Origin of the sequence: Floridaenema aerugineum BLCC-F46 (assembly GCF_041929345.1) — a bacterium.
GTDB classification, from domain to species: Bacteria; Cyanobacteriota; Cyanobacteriia; order Cyanobacteriales; family Aerosakkonemataceae; genus Floridanema; species Floridanema aerugineum.
The window spans coordinates 49,647-73,030 of sequence record NZ_JBHFNQ010000065.1 but is presented as its reverse complement, the minus strand read 5'-3'; the positions used below and the strand labels follow the sequence as shown (position 1 = coordinate 73,030).

At 41.8% G+C, this 23,384-nt stretch carries 23 protein-coding genes and 1 tRNA gene; 7 read left to right on the top strand and 17 right to left on the bottom strand.

Translation table 11 applies throughout. From position 1 onward, the window contains the following. On the bottom strand, window positions 1–828 hold the full coding sequence (locus tag ACE1CC_RS08835) for a S1 family peptidase (RefSeq protein WP_413270102.1): 828 nt from the start codon (window positions 826–828) through the stop codon (window positions 1–3). Window positions 829–942: 114 nt separating this feature from the next. Next, the gene (locus tag ACE1CC_RS08830) at window positions 943–1,680 is read right to left on the bottom strand and encodes a COP23 domain-containing protein (RefSeq protein ID WP_413270101.1); all 738 of its coding nucleotides are present in this window, start codon (window positions 1,678–1,680) and stop codon (window positions 943–945) included. 230 nt (window positions 1,681–1,910) lie between these two features. Here ACE1CC_RS08830 and ACE1CC_RS08825 point away from each other — a divergent pair, with 230 nt between their 5' ends. Then, a complete protein-coding gene (locus ACE1CC_RS08825; RefSeq protein WP_413270100.1) occupies window positions 1,911–2,258 on the top strand; it encodes a Dethiobiotin synthetase in 348 nt (115 codons plus the stop codon). 186 nt (window positions 2,259–2,444) lie between these two features. On the opposite strand, the gene ACE1CC_RS08820 is transcribed toward ACE1CC_RS08825, so the two are convergent. From ACE1CC_RS08820 to ACE1CC_RS08810, 3 genes are read right to left on the bottom strand one after another with little or no spacing between them, the layout of a single operon-like run. Continuing rightward, window positions 2,445–3,032 (bottom strand): hypothetical protein, encoded by a 588-nt coding sequence (locus tag ACE1CC_RS08820; RefSeq protein WP_413270099.1) that lies wholly within the window; start codon window positions 3,030–3,032, stop codon window positions 2,445–2,447. 32 nt (window positions 3,033–3,064) lie between these two features. Continuing rightward, a complete protein-coding gene (locus tag ACE1CC_RS08815; protein WP_413270098.1) occupies window positions 3,065–4,117 on the bottom strand; it encodes a zinc-dependent alcohol dehydrogenase in 1,053 nt (350 codons plus the stop codon). A 4-nt stretch (window positions 4,118–4,121) separates the two neighbouring features. Further along, the gene (locus tag ACE1CC_RS08810; protein ID WP_413270097.1) at window positions 4,122–4,307 is read right to left on the bottom strand and encodes a hypothetical protein; all 186 of its coding nucleotides are present in this window, start codon (window positions 4,305–4,307) and stop codon (window positions 4,122–4,124) included. A gap of 993 nt (window positions 4,308–5,300) precedes the next feature. Between ACE1CC_RS08810 and ACE1CC_RS08805 the strand changes: the two genes are divergently transcribed. Further along, the gene (locus ACE1CC_RS08805) at window positions 5,301–6,119 is read left to right on the top strand and encodes a DUF4231 domain-containing protein (protein ID WP_413270096.1); all 819 of its coding nucleotides are present in this window, start codon (window positions 5,301–5,303) and stop codon (window positions 6,117–6,119) included. A gap of 111 nt (window positions 6,120–6,230) precedes the next feature. Continuing rightward, window positions 6,231–9,656, top strand: coding sequence for a class I SAM-dependent DNA methyltransferase (locus tag ACE1CC_RS08800; protein ID WP_413270095.1), 3,426 nt, complete (start codon window positions 6,231–6,233; stop codon window positions 9,654–9,656). Between the two features lie 538 nt (window positions 9,657–10,194). Here ACE1CC_RS08800 and moeB read toward each other — a convergent pair. The 9 genes from moeB to ACE1CC_RS08755 all read right to left on the bottom strand — a co-directional run bounded on the left by moeB (window position 10,195) and on the right by ACE1CC_RS08755 (window position 17,560). After that, a complete protein-coding gene (gene moeB, locus ACE1CC_RS08795; RefSeq protein WP_413270094.1) occupies window positions 10,195–11,367 on the bottom strand; it encodes a molybdopterin-synthase adenylyltransferase MoeB in 1,173 nt (390 codons plus the stop codon). A 117-nt stretch (window positions 11,368–11,484) separates the two neighbouring features. Next, window positions 11,485–11,943 (bottom strand): M67 family metallopeptidase, encoded by a 459-nt coding sequence (locus tag ACE1CC_RS08790; protein ID WP_413270093.1) that lies wholly within the window; start codon window positions 11,941–11,943, stop codon window positions 11,485–11,487. 207 nt (window positions 11,944–12,150) lie between these two features. Further along, a complete protein-coding gene (locus ACE1CC_RS08785; RefSeq protein ID WP_413270092.1) occupies window positions 12,151–12,876 on the bottom strand; it encodes an ABC transporter ATP-binding protein in 726 nt (241 codons plus the stop codon). 146 nt (window positions 12,877–13,022) lie between these two features. Next, on the bottom strand, window positions 13,023–13,247 hold the full coding sequence (locus ACE1CC_RS08780; protein WP_413270091.1) for an indolepyruvate ferredoxin oxidoreductase subunit alpha: 225 nt from the start codon (window positions 13,245–13,247) through the stop codon (window positions 13,023–13,025). 84 nt (window positions 13,248–13,331) lie between these two features. Then, entirely contained in the window at window positions 13,332–14,570 is a 1,239-nt protein-coding gene (locus ACE1CC_RS08775) for an ATP phosphoribosyltransferase regulatory subunit (protein WP_413270090.1), read from the bottom strand. Next, window positions 14,570–15,550: a J domain-containing protein gene (locus tag ACE1CC_RS08770; protein WP_413270089.1), complete on the bottom strand. Its 981-nt coding sequence runs from the start codon at window positions 15,548–15,550 to the stop codon at window positions 14,570–14,572. Before ACE1CC_RS08770 ends, ACE1CC_RS08775 begins: the two co-directional genes overlap by 1 nt. A gap of 94 nt (window positions 15,551–15,644) precedes the next feature. Beyond that, a complete protein-coding gene (locus tag ACE1CC_RS08765; protein ID WP_413270088.1) occupies window positions 15,645–16,490 on the bottom strand; it encodes an inositol monophosphatase family protein in 846 nt (281 codons plus the stop codon). Window positions 16,491–16,671: 181 nt separating this feature from the next. Continuing rightward, the gene (locus tag ACE1CC_RS08760) at window positions 16,672–17,103 is read right to left on the bottom strand and encodes a thermonuclease family protein (protein WP_413270087.1); all 432 of its coding nucleotides are present in this window, start codon (window positions 17,101–17,103) and stop codon (window positions 16,672–16,674) included. Window positions 17,104–17,191: 88 nt separating this feature from the next. Continuing rightward, window positions 17,192–17,560, bottom strand: a complete 369-nt coding sequence (locus tag ACE1CC_RS08755) for a 2Fe-2S iron-sulfur cluster-binding protein (protein ID WP_413270086.1) — start codon at window positions 17,558–17,560, stop codon at window positions 17,192–17,194. Between the two features lie 155 nt (window positions 17,561–17,715). Between ACE1CC_RS08755 and ACE1CC_RS08750 the strand changes: the two genes are divergently transcribed. Then, window positions 17,716–17,802, top strand: a tRNA-Ser gene (locus ACE1CC_RS08750). Between the two features lie 249 nt (window positions 17,803–18,051). Here the strand turns inward: ACE1CC_RS08750 and ACE1CC_RS08745 are convergent. Both ACE1CC_RS08745 and ACE1CC_RS08740 read right to left on the bottom strand, forming a co-directional pair. Next, window positions 18,052–18,243 carry a hypothetical protein gene (locus ACE1CC_RS08745; protein ID WP_413270085.1) on the bottom strand — a complete coding sequence of 64 codons (192 nt, stop codon included), beginning with the start codon at window positions 18,241–18,243 and terminating at the stop codon, window positions 18,052–18,054. 160 nt (window positions 18,244–18,403) lie between these two features. Beyond that, complete coding sequence (locus tag ACE1CC_RS08740; RefSeq protein WP_413270084.1) at window positions 18,404–20,059, bottom strand: EamA family transporter; 1,656 nt, start codon at window positions 20,057–20,059, stop codon at window positions 18,404–18,406. 848 nt (window positions 20,060–20,907) lie between these two features. Between ACE1CC_RS08740 and ACE1CC_RS08735 the strand changes: the two genes are divergently transcribed. Beyond that, window positions 20,908–21,246 (top strand): late competence development ComFB family protein, encoded by a 339-nt coding sequence (locus tag ACE1CC_RS08735; protein ID WP_413270083.1) that lies wholly within the window; start codon window positions 20,908–20,910, stop codon window positions 21,244–21,246. A 319-nt stretch (window positions 21,247–21,565) separates the two neighbouring features. Further along, window positions 21,566–21,925: a late competence development ComFB family protein gene (locus ACE1CC_RS08730; protein ID WP_413270082.1), complete on the top strand. Its 360-nt coding sequence runs from the start codon at window positions 21,566–21,568 to the stop codon at window positions 21,923–21,925. Window positions 21,926–21,950: 25 nt separating this feature from the next. On the opposite strand, the gene ACE1CC_RS08725 is transcribed toward ACE1CC_RS08730, so the two are convergent. Beyond that, window positions 21,951–22,502 (bottom strand): siphovirus Gp157 family protein, encoded by a 552-nt coding sequence (locus ACE1CC_RS08725; protein ID WP_413270081.1) that lies wholly within the window; start codon window positions 22,500–22,502, stop codon window positions 21,951–21,953. A 154-nt stretch (window positions 22,503–22,656) separates the two neighbouring features. Here ACE1CC_RS08725 and ACE1CC_RS08720 point away from each other — a divergent pair, with 154 nt between their 5' ends. Continuing rightward, on the top strand, window positions 22,657–23,379 hold the full coding sequence (locus ACE1CC_RS08720) for an SGNH/GDSL hydrolase family protein (protein ID WP_413270080.1): 723 nt from the start codon (window positions 22,657–22,659) through the stop codon (window positions 23,377–23,379). Window positions 23,380–23,384: the final 5 nt, after the last annotated feature.

Below are 23,384 nucleotides of genomic sequence, written 5' to 3'. Positions count from 1 at the left end.
TTACCTGAATAATCGTCGGAAAGTACCAATTGGGATTGCCCAACTCAATGATTCCATTCTTTGAAAAACTGCTGCTGATGGCATTGTACCATCAGCAAATCTGTAAACGGCAATCCCTTGGGGGGGAAATTTCAATCTGCCATTAATCCCGATTAATCGCCCATTTTGATCTAAAACTGGCCCCCCACTCATGCCATTTTCTACTTCGTTAGTGTAGCCTAATTGATAACCTCTGGGGAGCGAGCGATCGGAAATCATTTCCAAAGTTCCTTTAGTTAACCGAAAAGCCCTAGTTCCCCAATCACGGGTGCTTTCTATTGCTTTCGGATTAATCCAATACCAATTAGGAAAACCCGCCGCATATACTGCTTCTCCCATTACTAAAGCATCAGAATTTCGCATTTCTGCTACTTGGTAAATTTGCGGACTAGTAAATTGTACTATCGCTAAATCATCATCTCCAAACTCAGGGTAAGTTAACTTTTGAGCGGGATAAGTACGCCCATCTGAAGTTAAAATTGTATAATTATTACTAGATTTTTCATTTAGTACATGATCGCAAGTAAGGACTGTGTAAACTTGTCCTTTGCGGCTAATGATTACCCCAGAACCAGCGCTGGAATTAGAGAAAATTCTGACAGTAACTTGCCTAGCAACTTCTGGTACAGAAACATTATTTACGGCTAGATTTTGGGAAAATTTAGTATGGCTTTGATTTTCCAAACTTGCTGAATTTTCTGTTAATAAAGTTGTTGGTAGAAAAGCGATCGCACCCAAGTACACAGCTAAAGATTGATGAGAAAACAGCCAGAATAACAACCACACCACAATCATTTAATTCCCTAAATAACATTTTTAAGATACCAAAAAATGACCGACCTGGGAAGTATAAAACCTCCCAGGTTAGTTGGTGGTAGAAATCTCACAACCTATTACCAATTCCTAAATACCATTATCTACAGGTCGAGGGCGAGAAACCGGATTGCTAGGGCGAGAAACGGGCGGTTGTGGGCGGACAACAGGTGTTTGATCGTCGCCATATTTGTCTTCAAAAGCTTCATTAACAATTCTTTCCAAACTAACTCGTTTTGGAGTTGAAGATGGACGACGATTAATTCCTGAAGAAGGAGCAAAAGAAACCACTGGCGTACCAGAACCACTGACACCAAAGTTTAGTAAATTATCCAAAGCTGCATTAGGGTTAGTGGCATTGCGACTATCCAAAGTTAGGAGTAAATTTCTGGAATTACAAACATTTTGCCCACCGTTTGTGTAACAAATGACAGGTAAATTATTCACTCTACCAGTTGTTAATTGTAAATTAGTTAGTCGTCCCCCATTTTCACCAACTGCTCTGGTTAAGCGATCGGACACCATGCGACAACGATTTTCGGGAGTATATTGACTACCAAACTCGAAAGTTCTCCAAAGCAGGATTGGTGAAGTAACTCTTTCTCCTCTGCGAGCAACTGTGGCATAACTTCTACCTTCAGTAACGCATTCAAAAGTAGTTGTTAAATCAGTTTGTCGATCGGGCGTGACACTTTCTGCTGGTAATCTTTCTGCTGGTAATCTTTCTGCTGGTACTGTTTGTTGAGCTTTTACCGGATTTGTTACAGCAAAAGTGCTAGATAAAGCGAGAGTCGATAGAAAAATTTGCGTCAAGAATTTAAATTTCATGAGAAATACACCATTAACTATTTCATTTACATCTCATCTATTTGTTTTATTTGACTCTCTGATTTTGGCAAATGTTCCGCAATCAACAAATGATTTTAGGTTCGTTGTCAGCACAGAGCGTGCTAGAACGCTCTGTGCTTACAACAAACTTATAACCATTTTTAAAGCTGAATGAGGATAAACCCTCTCACTCAAGGGGTAAAATTTGGGCAGAAAGGAATAGCGAGAAAATGGATTACAAAACAGCCCGAAATTTCCTCATTAATCAGGGAACTGCCCTGGAAACCCAGCGAAATCCTGACGACTTTCTGATGCGCCTGAGTCAGGAGAAGTCACCAGTACCGGGACAGCAGACATCTATATTATTAGCGTTGAAAATGGTGTTCGATGCTTTGAAGGATGAAACCAATTTGGACAAAGAATTAGTGAATGCGTTGCATTTGCTGAGTTTCGAGAGTCGTCGCCTCTACGAAAAGGGACTTCGTGCCGGGGTTGAGTGGCCTTTTTTGCTTAATGAAGATTTAAACCGGATTGATCTCGCTGTCAGAAGTATTTTTTCCGGTACTTGGCAAAGTTAAGGGGATTGGGGAAGTTTTGAGTTTTGAGTTTTGAGTTTTGAGTTAAGAAGAGAGTTTTGAGTAATGAACTTCTCTTGCTCCTCTGCCCCTCTGCTCCTCTGCCCCTCTGCTCCTCTGCTCCCCTGCCCCCCTGCCCCTCTGCTCCCCTGCCCCTCTGCTCCTCTGCTCCTCTGACCCCCTGCCCCCTTAACGGTTGCGGAGTTGTGCTTCTAGTTTGTCTAAGTCACTCTTGAGTAAGATGGTGATTTTGCCCATGATTGGTTTACCGTCTTGGGGTTGGGGAAATTCTACCCAGTAGGCAAAACGCGATCCTAATCTTAGTTCGCCTTTGAGTGCTTCTTGTAAGGGTAAGGTTAAGGTGCGTGCTTCTTGTACCATTTCGGGATTTGGGTAAGAGTAAATTACTCGCGCTTGTTGGAAATCTTGGTAAATCTCTAACCCGTAGATGACGCGTAGTGATTCTTGGAGACGGTTGGGGGTGACACCGTTAATCATGTCAAAGAGGTTGATTTTTTCGGTGCGAACAATGCCGGGATCTCCTGGTGGTGTTGCTAAACCTGGGGCGAAAACGGAAGCTTCAAAGGTGAATCTTTGGGCGGGTGTATCAGTTCTGTGTACTAGCAGTGTTTGTCCGCTATAGGGACTTAGGGTGGGATTTCCTTTGATCCAAGCGGCAACTTCTGCTGTTGTCTGTCCTGGTAAGGCGTTGGCCCGATCGCTAAAAGTGGCGATCGCTATTCCCAACCCCAACATTAATAAACCCAAAGCTTTCATAGTCAATATAAAAATAGATTCTTGCTCTGCCACTAGGATGACATATTCGGCAATATTGCTACTTTAATTGACTTCCGATTCTTCATATCTTGAAACACCTGTTCTAAATCTTTCAAGGGACGATGTTCGCTAATTAATAGTTCAAAGGGAATGGTGCGACTTGCTAAGAGTGAGAGTGCTTCCCTAACATATTTGGGTGTGTTGTGAAAAACGCCTTTTAAGGTTAGTTCGCTGTAATGCAGTTGTTCTGTATTCACGGTGATGGTAGTATCTCGCGGACAACCTCCGAATAGGTTAACGGTAGCACCGGGACGAGCACAAGCGATCGCGCTTTCCCAAACTGCTGGAACTCCCGTCGCTTCAATCACCACATCCGCACCCCATCCTTCCGTCAGTTCTTTAACTACCGTCGGAATATCTGTTATTTGATGATAATTAAAAGTTTGGGTTGCGCCTAATTTTTGCCCGATTTCCAATCTTCGATCGTTGCCTCCAAAGAGGAAAATTGGGGATTGGGGATTGGGTACTGGGGACTGGGCGATCGCAGCGACGAACATTAGACCGATCGCTCCATCTCCAATTACTACCACCCGATCGCCCCTTTTAATATTCGACCTCGCCATCCCATGCAATACACAAGCTAGAGGTTCGGTCATTGATGCTAAACCATCAGGCAAATCATCTGGAATTGGTAATAAATTATGTTTAACAATTTGGGCTGGAATTTTTAAGTATTCGGCAAATGTGCCATTATTCCAAGTTAAATTCGGGCAAAGGGAATATTCTTTACCTTGACAAAAGAAACAATTCATGCACGGAGCGGAATTGTTGGCGACTACGCGATCGCCTATTTGCCAACCTTGAACATCTTTGCCGATCGCCACAATTCTACCAGCTGCTTCATGTCCAAACAGCGTTGGGGGTCGTAACATTTTAGCATGACCACCTCTACGCCATACTTTCAAGTCGGTGCCGCAGGTGGTTGCTACTCCGACTTGAATAATTATCTCCTCAGAATCAGCGATCGGATCTGCTACTGATTCCAAACGTAAATCTTCTTGACCGTACAGTACTGCACCTAGCAAAACTTTAGGAACCCACTGCCGTGAGCGGACGCGACTGCTGTCCTACTTTATCACGACGGGACATCACCATTGAAGTCAGAGAAGGCACTTCTTGATAACAACTGCTGCAAAACCAATAAATACCTTGATGGCGAATGTGACGCAGCAGTGAACTGCCACAAAATGGACAAGAGTTACTGCGGGTATTCATCTTATTTGCCTCTCTTTAAAAAATAGTTAATTAAACGCTCGCTCAAAAATTTAGTAAATGAATCTCACCATGTTTACAGTGATGTGATTTCTGAAATTATTTTCTGTTTGGTCGCTTCATAACTGAATTTACCGTCCCCACCAAGTTTTTTTGAAGTTTTCATCAATTCTCCGAGAACTGCTCAGGGAAAGTACTGAGTAAATGATTGATATAAGTTTCATCTCACACTCAGGCTTTTTACCTTTTCTGTCCCAGGGAGATTTCATGATTCGGAATAATCTGCTCTCCTTGTTTGCTCACAACTTAGTCTACAGGGTAAAAATTAATTACTTTAACAGTTTAAAAGTGTTTAATTAAGGAATCCATCTATCTTTAGGATAATTTTAAATTTCCTGATCCCATCCGTAAAATCTCTTAATATAATCTTATTTTGCTTGATCCCCATAATGTTATTCTGCAATCTTATTGATGATTAAAAGCAAAAAAATGCCTGACCATTAATGGTTATTACTGATTTATGTGTTCATCGTGAGCCAGAAATAAGTAGGTTTACACACCTCTCTCTTTTGGCTGATACTAGTAAAGTTACTAATAGTATTTTATCTCAATTTTTCTCACTCGGATGCCTTGACAAACTAAAATATTTATCATAAAGCCATAGAGGGTTTATCTCTGACTAAAGTAGGAGGCTAGCAGATAGAGCAATAAGAATGCTTCTACCCAAAGAAAAATTCATGAAATAATTGCCTCACCTTTCTGGCTTATTTGAGGTAAAAGCTGGGATTTAAGCATCAACAAAAGTTGAAAAATTCCGACCGGGGTTCAGGATAGTATTTAGCGATCGCTATCGTTGGGAAAATGTCAAAAGTCCCCTACCTGCGGTTTTTTCAGAGAAGCTAAACAAGGCGGAGCGGGCTGCGTTGCACTACGATCGCATACCTTCTGATAAAATACTTTGGTAGCAATATCTTCTGTAGAAGTTAAAATTGAACGATGGACTCTCAACTCAACAGTAACACAGGTGTTTCCCTAGCATGGGAAACCACCGATGTTAAGACACCGCTAATTTTTAGCGTCATCGAGTTTTTCCTGATTGCCTGTTGCGTTGGTGCGATCGGAGTTGCGATCTTGTTTAAAGATAATTCAACAACGGTGACTTACGCGATCGCAGCGCTGACGATTCTGGTGTTTCTGATTCTGCTGAATCAGCGGTTTCAGGAAACTTACAAGCGATCGACCAAACAACTTGATAATCAAAAGAAAGCCCGACTTTACAGTTATATGTTTGGCAACGATCTCAAAGTTGAAGATGAACCAATCAACTTAATTCGCAGTAGAGCAATTCAATATTGTCAGGAACTGGTTGATGATTATAAATACACGCGACGGAATGCCAGAAACATCTACTATGTCTTTCAACTCTCCACAGTCATTTTGTCAGGAGTGACACCGATATTGGTGTTGTTGGACAAATTGAACACTAGTTCGGGTATAGTACGTTGGCTACCTGTGATTTTCCCTGCGATCGCAGCAATTGTCAGCAGTATTTCCACCTCATTTCCCTTTCAGAAAACCTGGCTGGCTGCCAACACTACTGTAGAATTATTGGAAGCGGAACAGGAAAAATTTATTCTAGGGGTTACACCCTATCGCTTCTCTGATGTGCCAGATGAAGTCCAACGCAAACAAAAGGTACAAGAATCGGTGGAAAATTTTATTAACCAAGTGAATACAATCCACCTGAAACAGATTCAGTCACCTCAAACCGAAACTAAGTCAACTGATTCAGAAACGGCAAAATCCCAATCATAAAGTTAACTACTTGACACTTTCCCGTCACAGTGTAGCTTGACGGGAGAGTGTCAGTTAGCTATTTAATGATAAAGTAAATAAACTACCGAAAAACTTAGCCTATTTGCCGGAATGAATGAGTCAGACTTGCAACGGGTACAAGAGTTTCTAAACCGATGGCAAGGCTCAAGCGGCGACGAAAGAGCCAATAAAGACTCATTTTTTCTCGATTTATGTAAAGCTTTGGGTGTTGAACCGCCTCCGGCTAAGGGTAGTATTGCTGGCGATCGCTATTGTTTTGAAAAAAATGTGAAAATTCCCCATCCTAGTGGTAAAGTGACGACTTGTTTTGTGGATTTTTATAAACAAGGGCATTTTGTAATTGAAGCTAAGCAAGGGGGGGAAGTCGCCGGGAAAGGTACAGCCAAGCGGGGAACGGCAAGTTATTTCAAGGAAATGGAAAAAGCCTTTGTGCAAGGACTTTCCTACACTCGTCATTTAGAACCCCAACCACCTTTTTTAATTACTTGCGATATTGGTTCTCATTTTGAAATTTGGCTAGGTTTTAGTGGAGATTACGGCGGATATGGCGCTAGGCGAACTATTCCTTTAATTGATTTCCAAAAGCCGGATATTTTTGCTTTATTTGTTGATATTTTTACTAATCCACAAAAGCGCAACCCAGAGAAAATTGCGGCGCGGGTGACGCGGGAGGTAGCAGCAGATTTGGCGGCGTTGGCGCGGAGTTTGGAAAGTAATCGTCAACCGCAAGAAGTTGCTAATTTTTTAATGCGTTGCATCTTCACTATGTTTGCGGAAGATGTGGGTTTGTTGCCAGAAAAATTGTTTACTGAAGCATTAAAAGAACGTTGGATTCCCAAACCGAAAAGTTTCCTACCAGAGGTAGAGGCGCTTTGGCAAGCGATGAATGAAGGAACAAGTTTTGGGTTTTCTGGGAAGTTGTTGAAGTTTAATGGTGGGTTGTTTGCTGATGCTTCCGCGTTTCCTTTAAATGGGGAACAATTAGAAGTTTTGTTGCAAGCATCTCAACGAGATTGGAGTCAGGTGGAACCTGCGATTTTTGGTACTTTGTTGGAAAGGGCGTTGGATGCTAAGGAACGAAGTAAATTAGGGGCGCATTATACACCGAGATCTTATGTGGAAAGGTTGGTACGTCCGGTAATTTTAGAACCGATTCGGGAACAGTGGGAGTTGGTGCAAGCTGAGGTTAAACAAACTTTAGAAAATGCTGGAGAAGAACCGACTAAGAAACAGGTAAAAAATGCGATCGCACTAATTCAAGACTTCCTCAAAGAGTTACGAGAAATCAAAATTCTTGACCCTGCTTGTGGTTCGGGAAACTTCCTTTATGTGACTTTGGATTTACTCAAAGCTTTAGAATCGGAAGTTTTGCGAAGGTTGGCAGATATTACAGGTGGGGAACAGTTATCTTTGGATTTCGATCAGGTAAATCCTTCGCAATTTTTAGGGATTGAACTTAATCCCAGGGCAGCGGCAATTGCTGATTTGGTAATCTGGATTGGTTATTTACAATGGCATTTTAAACGCTTTGGAGATATTCCTCCAATTGAGCCAGTTTTACGGGCTTACAATAATATTGAATGTCGGGATGCTGTGTTGGATTATGACAGTAAAGAAATTGCGATCGATCCAAGCACAAAACAACCGCGCACTCGTTGGGGTGGTAGGATGATGCGGCATCCTGTTACTGGGGAAAATGTGCCAGATCCTACAGATCAAATTCCCATTTATAAGTTTATTAATCCCCGTCCTGCTGAATGGCAAGAAGCAAATTATATTGTTTCTAATCCGCCTTTTATTGGAAATGCGAGAATGCGGGAAGTTTTAGGCGATGGGTATGCAGAAACTTTGCGCCAAGTTTATCAAGATGTCCCGGATACTGTTGATTTTGTCATGTATTGGTGGCATAAGGCGGCGGAGTTGGTGAGATTAGGGAAAGTCGAAAGGTTTGGGTTTATTACTACTAATAGTATTCGGCAAGTTTGGCAGCGAAAAGTTATTGATTTTCATCTAAGTCAAAAGAATCCTATTAGATTAATTTTTGCGATTTCCGATCATCCTTGGGTTGATGGGGGTGCTGCCGTTACCATTGCCATGACTGCTGCTGAATTAGACGATCGCAATAAACTTATACGAATTGCTAATCTCGGTATGGTAATTGCTGAGGGTGAAGCTAACAATCCTGAAGATGAAGCTGAACAAGTTAAAATACAATGGCAGAGTGTAGGACAGATTCTTTGTAACCTTAAATCTGGTGCTGATGTAGTCAGTACAATTCCATTGCAAGCTAATCGGGGACTATCTTCTAGAGGAGTAACCCTTGCAGGGCAAGGTTTTATTTTAGATGAAGCACAGCTTAAGCAATTGGGATATTTAAGCTCAAACTTATCTAAAGTAATTAAAAAGTATAGAACGGGTCGTGGTCTAATTTATCCAGAACCAGATCGTTTTGTTATTGATTTATTTGGATTGACTGAAGAACAATTACTTAACCAATATCCACTAATTTATCAGTGGCTTGTGGAAAGAGTAAAGCCTGATAGAGAAACTAACAATCGAAAATCTTACAGAGATAATTGGTGGATATTTGCAGAACCACGAGCTAAAATACGTCCTGCACTTCTAGATCTGAATCGTTATATAGTGACACCAAGAACGACAAAACACAGGTTTTTTACATTCATTTTAGAGAATGTGATACCTGAAAGTGAAGTAGTTGCTATTGCTCTTAATGATGCTTACTATCTTGGTACTCTATCCAGCCGAATTCATGTTACTTGGGCATTAGCAGCAGGAGGAGATTTGGGCGGTAATACTCCCCGTTATAATAATTCTGTGTGCTTCGATCCTTTCCCCTTCCCCGACTCCACACCCGAACAAAAACAAAAAATCCGCGAACTCGGAGAAAAACTAGATAATCATCGGAAAAAAGTGCAATCTCAACATCCCGAAATCACGATCACGGGAATGTACAACCTGTTAGAAAAACTCCGTGCAGGAGAAGCTTTTACCGAAGTAGATAAAACCTACAACAATAAAGCTTTAGTTTCCACCCTCAAACAAATTCACGACGAACTTGATGCAGCAGTTTTAGAAGCTTACGGATGGGATCAAAATATCAGTGATGAGGAAATTTTACAACGATTAGTTGCCTTAAATGCGGAACGTTCTGCCGAAGAACGTAACGGTTTAATTCGTTGGTTGCGTCCAGAATATCAAGCCCCCCAAGAAATAGCAACCCAAATGACACTCGCCGGAATTACCGAAGCAGAAGAAGTCATCACCGCACCCGCAGAACAAAAAACTTGGCCCAAAAAACCCAAAGAACAACTAGCAGCAATTCGCGACTTACTCCGCACCACTGGCGGCGAATGGACAGTGGAACAAGTTGTGGTACAATTTAAAGGTGCTACCAGACAGAAAAAAGCGATTTCCGAACATTTAGAAAGTTTAGAAGCGTTAGGAATTCTGCTGAGTCGCCAGGAGAATAACGCAATTCGCTGGCATCATAATTAGTAGGGGCGAAGCATTTGGGCGATAAATTCTGCAACCCACCAAAGATGTTTGTCTCCAAATGCTAATGCCTACGGCACGCAATCGCGTCCGCCCTCCCCCACAGACAACCTGTATCTAAGAATCTTGCGTCAACACAGGGCGAAGCATTCGGATAGTTATATCTTGGTTAAGTTTCATAAATTGTCGCCCGAATGCTTCGCCCCTACACTAAATTAATGTGGCAAAACATCTGAATTAAAAACAATAATTCTGCTGTAGGCAGAGAGGCATTCCCACAGCAGAACAAGCAAAAATATAAAGTTTAATATATAAGCAGCTATCCCAAAATCATTTCATCCCTGGGGGAAGACAGCGCAGAATTACTCTCACTTGTCCTGCCTATTTCTAATATTCCCTTATTCCCGCAGAAGTTAACACCAGAAGGAATTTGTCATAAAACTTCAAATTTTTTTCTAGAGGTGGGGGAGTAGGAGAGGAAGGGGGAAAACTCAAAAAGAAAAACTCTCCCAGTCCCCAGTCCCTAGTCCCCAGTCCCCAATTAATATTCTGGAACAGAACGATCGACTTCCCGACTCCAAGCGGTGATGCCGCCTTTGACGTTAGTACCTTCGATTCCAGCTTGTTTGAGGATACCCAAAGCTTTTGCCGATCGCCCTCCCATTTTACAATGAGCTATTAAGCGATGACCGTTGAGTAATTGTTTAACTTTCTCCACACCTTCGCCACGTTCAATATCGGGTAAAGGTACTAAAACCGCACCAGGAATTTTAGCAATCTCGTATTCACCAGGGTTGCGAACATCAATCAAAACGAAGTCATCAGCACCACTATCTAGCAGTTGCTTTAACTCTTTGACTGTCATTTCTGCCATTTCCATCTGCTGTTTCGCCTCCTCTGCTTTTGCTTGGGTAATGCCGCAGAATTGTTCGTAGTCTATCAGTTTTTCAATTACTGGACGAATGGGATTTGGGCGCAGTTTCAACTCGCGGAATTTCATTTCCAAAGCGTTGAACAGCAACAATCTCCCATTTAAGGTAGTACCTTTGCCGATGATAATTTTGATTGTTTCTGTGGCTTGAATTACGCCAATAATTCCGGGTAAAATTCCTAAAACGCCGCCTTCTGCACAAGAGGGAACCATTCCGGGCGGTGGGGGTTCCGGGTACAAATCCCGGTAATTTGGGCCACCTTCATAGTTAAATACGGTAGCTTGTCCTTCAAACCGAAAAATTGAACCGTAAACGTTAGGTTTATCGAGTAATACACAAGCATCGTTAACTAAATAGCGGGTGGGGAAATTATCTGTTCCATCCACCACAATATCGTAAGGTTTAACGATGTCTAGTGCATTTTCGGCGCTAATGCGAGTTTCGTATAAATCAACCTGACAGTTGGGGTTAATTTCTAAAATCCGGTTTTTGGCAGATTCAATTTTTGGTTTTCCTACCCAAGAGGTGCCGTGAATCACTTGGCGTTGTAAGTTGGAACTATCGACTATATCAAAGTCAACTATTCCCAGTCTGCCAATTCCCGCTGCTGCTAGGTACAACAGTAATGGGGAACCTAGTCCACCTGTACCGATACAGAGGACGCTGGCAGCTTTGAGGCGTTTTTGCCCTTCTAGCCCTACCTCCGGTAAAATCAGGTGTCGGGAGTATCTTTCGTATTCTTCTTTGGATAATTGGACTTGATCCAAATTAGGATTGAGCATGGCAATCTTTATAGCAAAAAGCAGATCTAAGATCTTATCAAAAAAGTATCCTTCGTGTCCTAATTCGCTATCGCGAATCGCTGCGCTACCGTGTCTTCGTGGTTTTTACATTTTGTTTTAAGCGTTGGTGAGAATTTTCTCTTCTTGAAACTGATGCGCGTCATCTAAACACCAACTTCGCACTTCAAGAGCTTTGCCTTCTGACACGGAGACAATTATATAAGAGTATACTGCCCAAGCGATCGCACGATCCATTTCCGATGGTATCGCTGGATGGTCTGGGTGCGAGTGGTAAAATCCCACGATCTGCAATTGTCGATCGCGTGCTGCCTTTTGTGCTTTGATGATGTCTAATGGTGCGATCGCAAATGTCCTCTCTTTACCCCTCACTCCTCCACTCCCCGGAAACTCTGCCCATTTCTCTTCTGACCAAGCGTTTAGTGTCTCCCAAACTTCCACCACTGTTTTCCCTTGATCTCCGATTTTTCCTAACACGATCCCGCAACATTCTTCGGGATACGTTCTTTCTGCTTGTCTGCTGATCGCTTCTAAATGTTCGGGGCAAATTTCAATCATTATTTTTACAAATTTTTACAAGTTTGATTTAACTTTTGGACTGTTTCCTGATATTATTAGATTAGGTTTTGATTCTCATACAATGGAATATTTCCAAAAATAAAAAAAATACAACCATCCCATTATTATAAGTATACCCCGAAACCTGCGGGAAAAACGGTATTCCCGGAAACAAAAAAATTTTTTGAAACAAAAGTTAACAAAAGTTCAATAAACAGGTTTCACGCCGAGATAAAGTTCGGCTACTTTGGGGTCATGGAGTAGTTGGGAACCGGGGCCTGTGAAGCGATCGCGTCCGGCCTCCAAGACGTAACCGCGATCGGACATTTCCAAAGCTTTGCGGGCGTTTTGTTCTACGAGGACGATCGCAGTTCCGCCGCTATTAATTTCGCGAATTTGCTGAAAAACATTATTAACCAAAATGGGAGACAAAGCTGCCGAAGGTTCATCTAATAATAGTAAACTGGGTTGTAACATTAACGCCCTACCCATTGCCAACATTTGCCTTTGTCCCCCGGAAAGAGTTCCGGCGCGTTGACGGCGACGTTGGGCCAAAACGGGGAAAGTGGCGTAAATTTTATCTTTTAATGGTTGCAGGGAGTCATTGCGAATAAAAGCGCCCATTTCCAGGTTTTCTTCGACTGTTAAAGTGGGGAAAACGTTGGCGATTTGGGGGACGTAACACATTCCTCGTTGTACAATTTGATCTGATTTTAACCCGCCAATGCTTTCGCCTTTAAAGGTAATTTTTCCTTGGTGGGGAGTGAGTAACCCAAAAATAGTTTTAGCTAATGTAGATTTTCCGGCACCATTGGGTCCGATGACTGCGACTAGTTCGCCTGGGTATATTTTAAAGTTGACTCCTTGCAGGATGTCTAGGTCTTTGACATATCCTGCGTAGACGTTTTCTACTTCTAATAGTGGGTTACTCATTCGATTTTAGATTTTAGATTTTGGATTGACCTGTTAGAGATTTTGGCTTTCAGGTACTTATGGCGATCGGTAAACCTAATTAATTCAGAAAATGCGTGATTTGAAAGGAATCCCAGTCAAGAGTCCCCAGTCAAGAGTCCCCAAACTTAGGGAGTTTTTTGTAGTTCTGGGCGTTCTTCGGGAACTATGGCACCTTTTACTGGGCAGACTTGCAGACAGATGCCACAATCTATGCAGGTGGTAAAGTCAATCCAATACCAATCTGTGCCTTTGGCGTTTTTGCCTGGGCCTTCATGGATGCAAGCAACGGGACAAGCGTCTACGCAGTCAGCAACGCCTTCGCAGGTATTCGTAACAATTGTGTGTGGCATTCTCTCTCTTGTGAAATTTGACAGACGAGTTTGGTTAGCACTTTTTGGTGAGCTTAGCCATTAAGAATTGTAATGCTTTTTGGCTCAGAGTGTTTCTAGTGTTGGTGAACCGGACTCTTTTACCCAAGCTATTTTGGGGATGCGACGACGACGGGCATATTCCCGAATTTCTTCTGGGTTACGTCCACCCAGGTCTAATTCTACTCTGACTAATTGGGTTGAGGAGCGCAAACTGTGGGCGTAAGCGAAAGCAGAGGCAAAAGCTGCGGGTGTTTGGGCAACGACTAAGTATTCGCTAGTGGGTGTTTCTGCGGGTAACTGTCCGGTGGGGAGTAAAACTTGGTATAACTCTTCAATGTTTAAGCAAAAACCAATACCGGGAACGCTGTTTCCTTGGGGATGGTAGAGGGTTAAAAGTTGATCGTAACGTCCTCCTTGTCCTAAGATATGTTTTCCGGTATCTGTTTCGCCGACGACTTCAAATACTATGCTTGTGTAATAGTTGAATGTTTGAATTAAGCTCAAGTCGAGTGTGACTTGGCAAGTAAGGTTTGTTTGTCCAGCTAAGTTAGGCAAACCTTGTTCTAGTAAGTCTATTAGAGATTTAAGATTATTAAGTGCTTCTTCTCCCGCCGGGTCTAGTTTTAAGTTGGCGACTTTTTGCAGGACATCAGCTGGTTTTCCCCGTAAGTCGAGTAACATCAGGGCCTGTTCTTTAAGTTCTGCATCGAGGGGGAGATTTTCTAGGGTAACACGATCGAGATGTGCGATCGCTCTTCGTACTTTCTCCCGCAACTTATCGGGAAAAGGTGCCAGCAAACTGCGGGTAAGTCCTGCCTCACCCAATACCAAATGCCAACCACTCAACCCCAACTGAAACAAACATTCTGCCAGCAACAGTAAAATTTCCCCATCTGCCAGCAACCCGCCTGCGCCAATTAATTCTACTCCCGCTTGGTAGAATTCCTGCTGTCCGCTGTAGCTACCTTTCTCTGCCCTTCTAAAAACATTAGCGTTGTAATAAAGTCGCTGGGGATAACTTACTCCCGCCATGCGAGTCACTGCTGTTCTGGCAATACTAGCAGTTAATTCCGGGCGCAGTCCCAAATTTTCTTCTTCGGTTCCCGCTTGCAATTGTAATACTGTAGAGCGGTTGATGGCACCACCTGCCATTAAAGTATCCAACCGCTCAATTGTGGAGGTAATAATCCGATGATATCCGCAACGATGGTAAACCTGCTGTAAGCGGTTTTCAATCCATTGTTTTTGAGCAACATCGAGGGGCAATAAATCCCGTGCCCCTGCGGGTGGTTGATGCACCATTACTTCTTCTTCCCATTCCCACCAAACAAATTCAAACCAAATAAACCGCCGCTAGCTTTAGTTTCAGGCTTTTTACTTGCGGCTGCTGTACGTACAGTAGTACGTTTCTCGATTAAATCGATGCGTTTTTTCACTTCTAAAGCTGTTGGCTCTTGACCATTAAATTGTAAGGCGCTTTCTAAGTGAATTTTCGCCATTTTTAACTGTTCCTGATTTAAATAAGCCATTGCTATTAAAGCATGAACGCGACTACTTTTCGGCTCCATCTTCAAAGCATCTCTCAATTCTAGGATAGCTTTGGCAGGATAGTTCTTTTCGATATACTCTTGGGCACGACGGCAGTAGGTTTCGGCAGGAGAAGGTTCTACTTTCGCAGGTTTCTTTTCCGCTACTGGAGGTACTTTACCTGCTGTGGCTGCTGCTGGGTTAGTTTTTGCTGGTGTGGTGACAGCAGGAGTTGCTACTTTAGTAACTTCCGTAGGCTTACTGGCGCTTTGACCTTGGCTAGACTTCCGTACTAAGTAAACTAAATTCAATTCACTGATTTGGGCTGTATTTTGCAGAATTTGGTCCATTGATTCATATTGTTTTTCAATTAGTTTATTCAATGCACTTTTATACTCATGTTCCAAGTTAGTGGATTTGTATAGCTGTTTGGCTAATTCACTTTGCAGGTCAATTTTCTCTCTTTCTTGGACTAGGCGTTTTCCCATGCGAGTTAGCAGTACGTTATGTTCGGCACGACTTTGATCGTTAAACAGTTGTTGATAAGCTGGACTGACTAGTTTCGCGAAGAACTGACTGGCTTGTTGTTTGCTGGCTTCGCTGTCTGCGGTGCAGCTGTCTGGATGCAGACGACGGGAAATTTTCAGATATCTTTTTCTGACTTCGTTAGCTGTTGCATCCAATGGTACGCCTAAAACTGCATGATGGTCTGTGCAATCAAACTTGAATAATCCTTGTTCAATATTAAGTGCCATAATTTAGTGTTCCAGAATTTAGTTCTATACATCTAGTGTACTTCGTAACATCAAAGGATGTAATATCTAGTAATGTTATTTTTGTTGGTGTAAATTAAAAATTTGTTGTTAAGTGTTTTCCCCAATCTGACAAGGGATATACTTGCATAAGTTCGGTACTTAGACTGTTGTGAATACAACTGTTTGTTGCTAAGATTCTTCCTGATTTTATTTGGAAAGGGCTGCCATTGTATGCAGTTACTTTGCCTCCTGCTTCTTCTACTAGTACTATCCCAGCGGTAACATCCCAAGGAGAAAGTCCTCTTTCCCAGTATCCATCTAAGCGTCCACAAGCTACATGAGCTAAATCTAGGGAAGCCGATCCACTACGGCGCACGCCTTGGGTAATATGGGTGAGGTGACAAAATTCGGCGTAATTATTGTCATTTGTCTGCTGGCGATCGTAAGCAAAACCTGTTACTAATAAACTTTTACTTAGTTCTGATGTTTGAGAAACTCTGATGGGAAGACGGTTGCGAGTTGCTCCTAAACCTTTGGCGGCACGAAATAGTTCATTATGAAAAGGATCAAAAATTGCGCCTACTTGGGGAATTCCTGCAATTAAAAGTCCAATTGATGAGGAGAAAAAGGGATATTGATGAGCAAAGTTAGTTGTCCCATCCAAAGGATCGATCGCCCACAAATATTCACTCTCTTGTTCTCCTAACTGTCCTGATTCTTCTGCTAAAATTGCATGGTCAGGAAAGTGGCGATGTAAAATTTCCAAAATTACGGCTTCGGCTGCTTTATCTGCGGCTGTTAATAAGTCTCCCGGACGACCTTTTTCTTCTACTGTTTCTAAGTTACCAAAATAGGATTGTAAGACGGCACCCGCAGCGAGAGCGGCTTCTGTGGCAATGTCGAGAAAGGTTTGTAGCTGTTCGGGGGTTGGAGAACTCATTTTTTAATTAAGTGAAGTTAGGACTCGATAATTATTAATAAAAATATACAACCTTGGATAGAAGTATCCCCTATCAACCCGCTAACGGGCAAGTAGTTTTGAGCAAAAACTTTTGCCTGTGCTGATTAATGCGGGATCTGCTTGCGATCGTCAGGAAATCAAGGGAATTTTGAGTCGTTAATTATCTGTGTTGTTGCCGAAATTGTTCTGGAGGTAGACGTAAGGCTTGATCTGGACTCCAAATCCCTAATCCCATGACTCTAGCGTACTCTTGAGCGCGTTCTAGGCGTTGGTCGTATTTGCGGTTAAGCGATCGGGGTCGAAACAAAGCCCAACCTTCTCTGAGTAATTCTTCATTCAATAGCTTACCATCTTGCCAGATATATGCTAATTGTCGATCGAATTGGTCTTTTGGTTGCAAGTCAGATTCGAGTAATACAGGTTTTTCCCCAATCATTTCCTCTAATCTATCTCTAGCGGTTTCTCCCCAAGGTCTTTGGCGTAAGTCTGGTGCTGACACGCCAATCAGTTGCACCCGTAAAGCTGAATCAGTTTGTTTTTGCGGATCTATTACTTCTAAGGTTTGTCCGCTGACAATCCGTTCTACTTTCAATGTTACTCCTTGGGGAGTACTAGTGGACTGGCATCCCCCCAAGAGTAGTAAACAGCAAACAGTCACCGGGCTAAAGAAATAGGCAATGTTAGTCTTCATCCAAAGGCAAACCGACTTTAACTTTACCTTTTCCAAAATACCGACCAAATTGGAGTTCGTAAACTTCGTCCTCATCTTGTGTTTCCACTTCTAAGTCAGAACGAGCATAACTGACACATAACAGAGCGTAACCTTGTTTCTGTAATTCAAGGGATAGTCCCATTGCTTCTGGTTGATAGATGTCGCCGGAAAGTACTCTGACGGCGCAGGTGGTACAAGCGCCATTGCGACAGGAGAATGGTAGTTCTACGCCTTGGTTTTCGGCGCTGTGGAGGATGTAGCGATCGTCTGGGACTTGGATGGTATGATAGGTGTTCTGTTGGCGATCGTGAATCCGAATTTTATATAAGCGAGACATTGCAAACATTTGAGCGACATAATATATCTTAAATTGAGCCAGAGAAGAATTGCTCTTCAGAAAAAACCGAGCGGAGGGATAGACTCTCTTTGTAATTTATGCTAAGATAGACAAGCTTGTGAATTCGGTGCGAAAAAAAACCAAAGCACAGCCTTGGAGAGGTGGCCGAGTGGTTGAAGGCGCAGCACTGGAAATGCTGTTTAGGGGAAACTTTAACGAGGGTTCGAATCCCTCCCTCTCCGTTCAGTCTGTAGGGTGCGTCAGACTCTACAAATTTAGGCAAGGAACGCTGATTATTCAAATCTGAGGCACTTTATGGGATATATACTAACCAAAGTGCGATCGTTAAATCCTTTCTGCATGGATTCATCGGATTAATCAATCACAATTCTGTAGGGGCGGGTTTAGCCGATATCTCTGGACAAAAATAGACAATCTCCCCACAAAACCCGCCCTTTCCCATGTCTCAAACACAACATAACGCCAAAAAATTACCAGAAATTCTGCGAGGGTGCAAAACATTTTCTGCCCATCGAATTAATCAAATGCGTCATAATTCTGGTGTATATAGATTGTGGTTGAGTGACAAAAATAGGGGGCAGGTTTTGTTGGTGAGTTATCTGTTTTCCCGAAACATTATCTGCTAAACCTGCCCCTACAATTTTTAAATCGATAACGCTCATAGGTTTTTCGGCTACCAACCCAAACCGGGACAAACTAACAAAAAATTTGTTCCCTGTTCCCTGCTGTATAGGGAAAATTAACTAAGTGCTAATTCAAAAGCTAAGGGCTGAGTGAATTATCACCCAGCCCTTAATAGTAAAAGTTCAATTTTTCAGCAGCTTACTTACTTGCAGCAGGCTGACTTGGAGGATCTTTTGGCTTCAAATTTTGGGCGCTAATTCCAATTACCCAAACTGTTACTAGTACCACGCCAAGAACTTGGTAAAGTTGCAAATTTTCTTGGATAATAAAGAAAGCTAAAATGGTGGTTAAAGCTGGGCCACTAGCACTAACAACAGAAGCTAAAGCAGGCCCGATTAAGGGCACACCAAAATTGTTTAGGAGATAACCACAAAGGGTGGTAGTAACTAACACTAAGGTGCCAATTAATAAGCCAGTCCACATCGTCGGCTTAACTTGATATCCGAAAAATGGGAGAACGATCGCAGATAAAAACAAAATGGTGGTAAAGTTAACCACACTAAAGGGAACAGGGTGCATCCGACTGACTTTAATCAACACCACGTAAACCGCAAAAGCCACACCGGAACAAATAGCTGTTATTACTCCTAAAGTAACATTACCCTTCGCCCCGGCGGTGAAGCTGGGAATAGTTAAGAAACCACCAATGTAAATAGAAATTGTGGCTAAAACCAGTAAAAATGTTGGTTTGTCGCGGAAGATTATCCAAGACAACAAAATGGTAATCGTCGGATAAACAAAGAAAATTGTCGTTGCTACCCCTGTGGGGATATTTCCTAAAGCAATATAGATAAAAAATTGGGAGAGAAACAGAAAAAAGCCACTCCCAATCACGCTTAACAGTCTACCAAACTGACTTTTTTGCCCCAAATGTTTGATATCTCGCCAGGTATTGTTATAAAACAATGGTGCGACTACAAAAGCCATTAAGGGTGCGACCAAGATCATTCGCAACAACAAAATTAATAAAGAGTTACCAGGACTCGGAGTAATAAACCCACCAACTTTAAATAAGCCAAAGATATTTTGCTCCCTTAATAGCACCCTGACAACAATGTTTTGTAAGGAAAACATCAAAGAAGAAATTAAAACTAAAACCACTCCTAATTTGAAATTTGTCGCTTGGGGAGATGGTGTGGTAGGAGTCGCTGGGGCAGTTGGTGCTGGGCCAACTGCGGGGGGTTGTTGACTACTACGACCGGGCAAAGCCGTTGGACGACGACCCGGTGTAATTCTGGGTGTAGAAGAAGTTCTCTCTGGTCGGTAGGTTTCCTGAAGTTGCAGCCGAATGCGAGTTACTAGGGCTTCTAAAATAGCTTCCCCTTGCTGTTCTAAGGTTTGCATCCGACCTAACTGTTGGGAGAAGTTACTTTGATAACTGTTGATCTCTTGTTGTAGAGCCCTTAAGGTGGAACTTAAGGTAGAATTTAGGGCAGCAAGTAGCTGGTAAGAGTTTTCGTCTTGGTTGCCACTTGGCCTGGAAGCATTAGCTGCTAAAAAATTAAGTTGCTGTTGTCTTAACTCTTCTTGCAGCCCAGTAGCCAGTATCTCAGCCAGCTGTTGCGTCCAAACTCGCTGTTGTGCGGTCTGTTGTTGATACTGCGATCGCATCTGCTCAATCTCAGTATTTAAGCTAGACCTCTCACTTTGTAGCTTCTGGACTTCCTGCTGCAACTCCTGTAATAGACTTTGTTTAATGTCTTGCAGTTGCTCTGTCAAAACCCGCACAAATTCTTCAGCGGTTTGCGGGTTGTCTTCACCCTGAGTTTGCCTTTGGTTTTCCAATTGCGCCATTAGCTTCTAACCTCTTGCCAATTGGCTATAAAATAACATTTATCTGTCTTCCCCAAGAAGACCCCCGTCACACCTTAACGGCTCTGTTGTACTGGAAGTGGAAAACACTGGTGTTTTGCAAGCTGGGGACTGGGGACTAAGATTCCCGATCGAGAAAGCGCTTCCTGAATCGATCGGGTTTATCGATCAAAAGTTGACTGTCTCACCGTCAAGCTAACGCTCTTGTGGGAGTCATCTGGCAACATTTTATATATAAGTATGAATTTATCCTTAATGGACAAACCAAGGGAGTAGTTGGAGGTAATTGGTCTGGGGGAGACAGATTTTACATTTGTCCTGTTGGAAGAGGCTGTACTTGTAATTTGTTGCTTTTACTGGTAGTCCCTTTTTGGGTAGACAAAAATAGTTTATTCCACAAACAAAAATTAACAGCTATTAAAGGAAGATTTCCCAGTTTACCTTTTACCGATTAATTTTTTCTGGAGAGCAATCCACCTGCTGTGGCGAAGGGTCCGAAATGCGTAAGCACTTCCTCAAAAATTTACGCTGGGGATTCAGGCTAGAGGCATTTTTTTTCTTAATATAAATATCAAAAATTCCTCAAGCTAGAGTAAAATTAATTGGCATAAGTACGGGGACAAATAAAATCAATAAGCTAAGATCGGAAGTAATACGTAAGTATCAGTTTAAGTAAAAATACTGCTGCTGAGTAATTGGAGAATAGTTACTGTATGAAGACGTTTAACTCAGACAATTACAGATCGGTATCTCAGAAGCCTGAACAGCTGTTCGGGAAGAGAACAGTCTCGTCAACTTCAGGGAATCAATCATTAACTTACATTAATGTTTTGGAAGCAATAGTAATAGAAGAGGTGGAACGAAAAATAGAAAAACTGCCACCTCATCTTGCCAAATACATCAATCCAGCGCAAGTGGTTGCTTATGCACTAAATCGTCTGCCTTCACTGTATGCTACTAGCGAAGAGGGATGGCGTAGGCAACAGCTTAAAGCAAGAACTGAACTGAAAAACCAGATTATCATGGCAGTACGTCAAGGATTTGCTGCTGTGCAAAAAGATCCTTTGAAAGTGACAACTCCCTTAAAAAAGCGTGGCAACTTGGATATTGCTTCCCATAATTTAGAAGGTAATCATCGCACTGGGGAAAAAAAATACTTATTGCGGTAGAAGATAGGCAACCAATTTTTGTAACAATAGTTGTAAAACATTTCATGAAAAACTGTTTGTTTCAATCTAAAGATATTATGACTACTCTCTATCTACATAATAATTAATATAAAATTTGTTGATAGAGAATTGACTGGTGTCGGAAAAATAGGTTAAGATGCGAGCCAAGAAATTTTGATAGATTGACTTAGTTAAAAGCCCCGATGAATTTTGAGATTAGGGGTGTCAGGGTGTCAGGGTGTTAGTTGTGTAAAGTTTGATTGCACATCAAAATTCTCACGTTACTCTGTTGAGCATTTCCTAATTTAAGTGTTTCCCGATGAAAACAATCACAAATAAGAGCTTGGTTTATCGTAATGCGATTGAACCAATGGTAGTACAGGAAGTGGAGCATCAATTACAACAGTTACCACCAAAGATGCTGAAATATATTGATCCAATACAAGTTGTAGCTTATGCCCTGAATCGATTGCCAGCATTATACGCTACCAGTGAAGAGGGTTGGCATTGGCAACAAGAACGGGCGAAAACTAAACTGAAAGAGCAAATTACTACAGCTGTGCGTCAAGGATTAGTAGCAGTACAAGCTGATCCGCTGAAAGTTTCCACTCCTTTGAAAGAAGGAGAAGTTGATCCAGCCTTGCGTTATATGCAAGATAGTCAGTTTTTTAATAGATAAGGAAAGATGAAAAACTATTGGTAGATTATCGGATTCTCAGACTGGAACTCCTAGAGCCTAAATGAGCAAAATCTAATTCCTCTCCAGCTTCTAATGCGGCTCTAATTGCTGTTTTATCTGGTTCAACTTGAATTTTTTGAAATTTTTCTGGTAAATCAGTGGGAGAAATAGTATCATCTAAAATTAAAGGTGGTTTACCACCGCTTTTAGTTAAAGATAATTTATAACGTGCAGTTTCTACCGTTTTTAACTTGTTGACTTCAAAAAACCATTTAAGTCTTTCTTTGAGGATAGCCGCTTTTTTTTCATCACTGGTGGCTAATTTGGCTAATCTTTGGGCTTCTTTTTTCCTCACTTCTGCTTTTGCTTCCAATTCCGCAATTAAAGCGGCGTAGTTGTCTAGTTTGCGATCGCGTTCTGACCCCAAATTTTCCAACCAACTAGTAATTAACTGTTCACTTTCGAGATCATCATCTTCTATCTCATCAAGTAAACTGCTTAACTCACTGATTTCATCAGAAATATTGAACAGAGTTCGCCGTTGTACTGGTGCGGTTGGTGGTGCTTTACTTTCCATCGATTTCTCTCCTTTGATGAGATCCAGAAGTCCGCCAGACGAGCAAGTATTATCATTATAATGAAATGAATACTACACTGGAAAAACACCTGCTTAATTTTCCTTGAAGTTACTATAGATTATGCAAAAATTCCCCAAATTTTTTCATTTAGTCTTGCTCTTATCTGTAAGTGCTTTGATGGCATCAGTGGCGCTCAATGTAATTTTGTTTATAGCAGCGAGACATTATTACTTACTACTAAATCAAACTACCTTAGATCCGTTAGGTTTGGAATATATTAAAAGTAATTCTAGAGAAGATGATGCGAGTAATGATTCGCTTTCTAAAGTAATATTTTTTGGTGATTCGCGAGCGCAAGAATGGACATTACCCACAGAAATAAAGGGTTTTTCCGCTATAAATGGGGGGATTTCCGGTCAAACTTCTACTCAAGTATTGGGACGTTTTGAAAAACAAGTTGTACCCTTGCGTCCGCAAATTATACTTGTTCAAGTTGGGATTAACGATTTAAAAACAATTCCGTTGTTTCCCGATCGCCATTCCACCATCATTGCCAATTGTAAAGCAAACATTCAGGAGATTGTCAAGCGATCGCGTTCTTTAGGTGCTACAGTTATCCTGACAACTATCATTCCGGCTGGAGAAATACCACTGATGAGAAAACCATTTTGGTCTTCAGAGATCGATCGGGCTGTTGTCGAGGTAAACTCTTACATATCTTCTTTGCAAGCGCCGAACGTGATTATTTTTGATAGCTATTCGCTGTTAAATCAAAACCAGAAAAATAATTACTACAAAGACACATTACACTTAAATGAAAAAGGATATGAAATTTTAAATAAAGAACTAACAAAAGTCTTAACCAAGCTTAAATGAAAAGG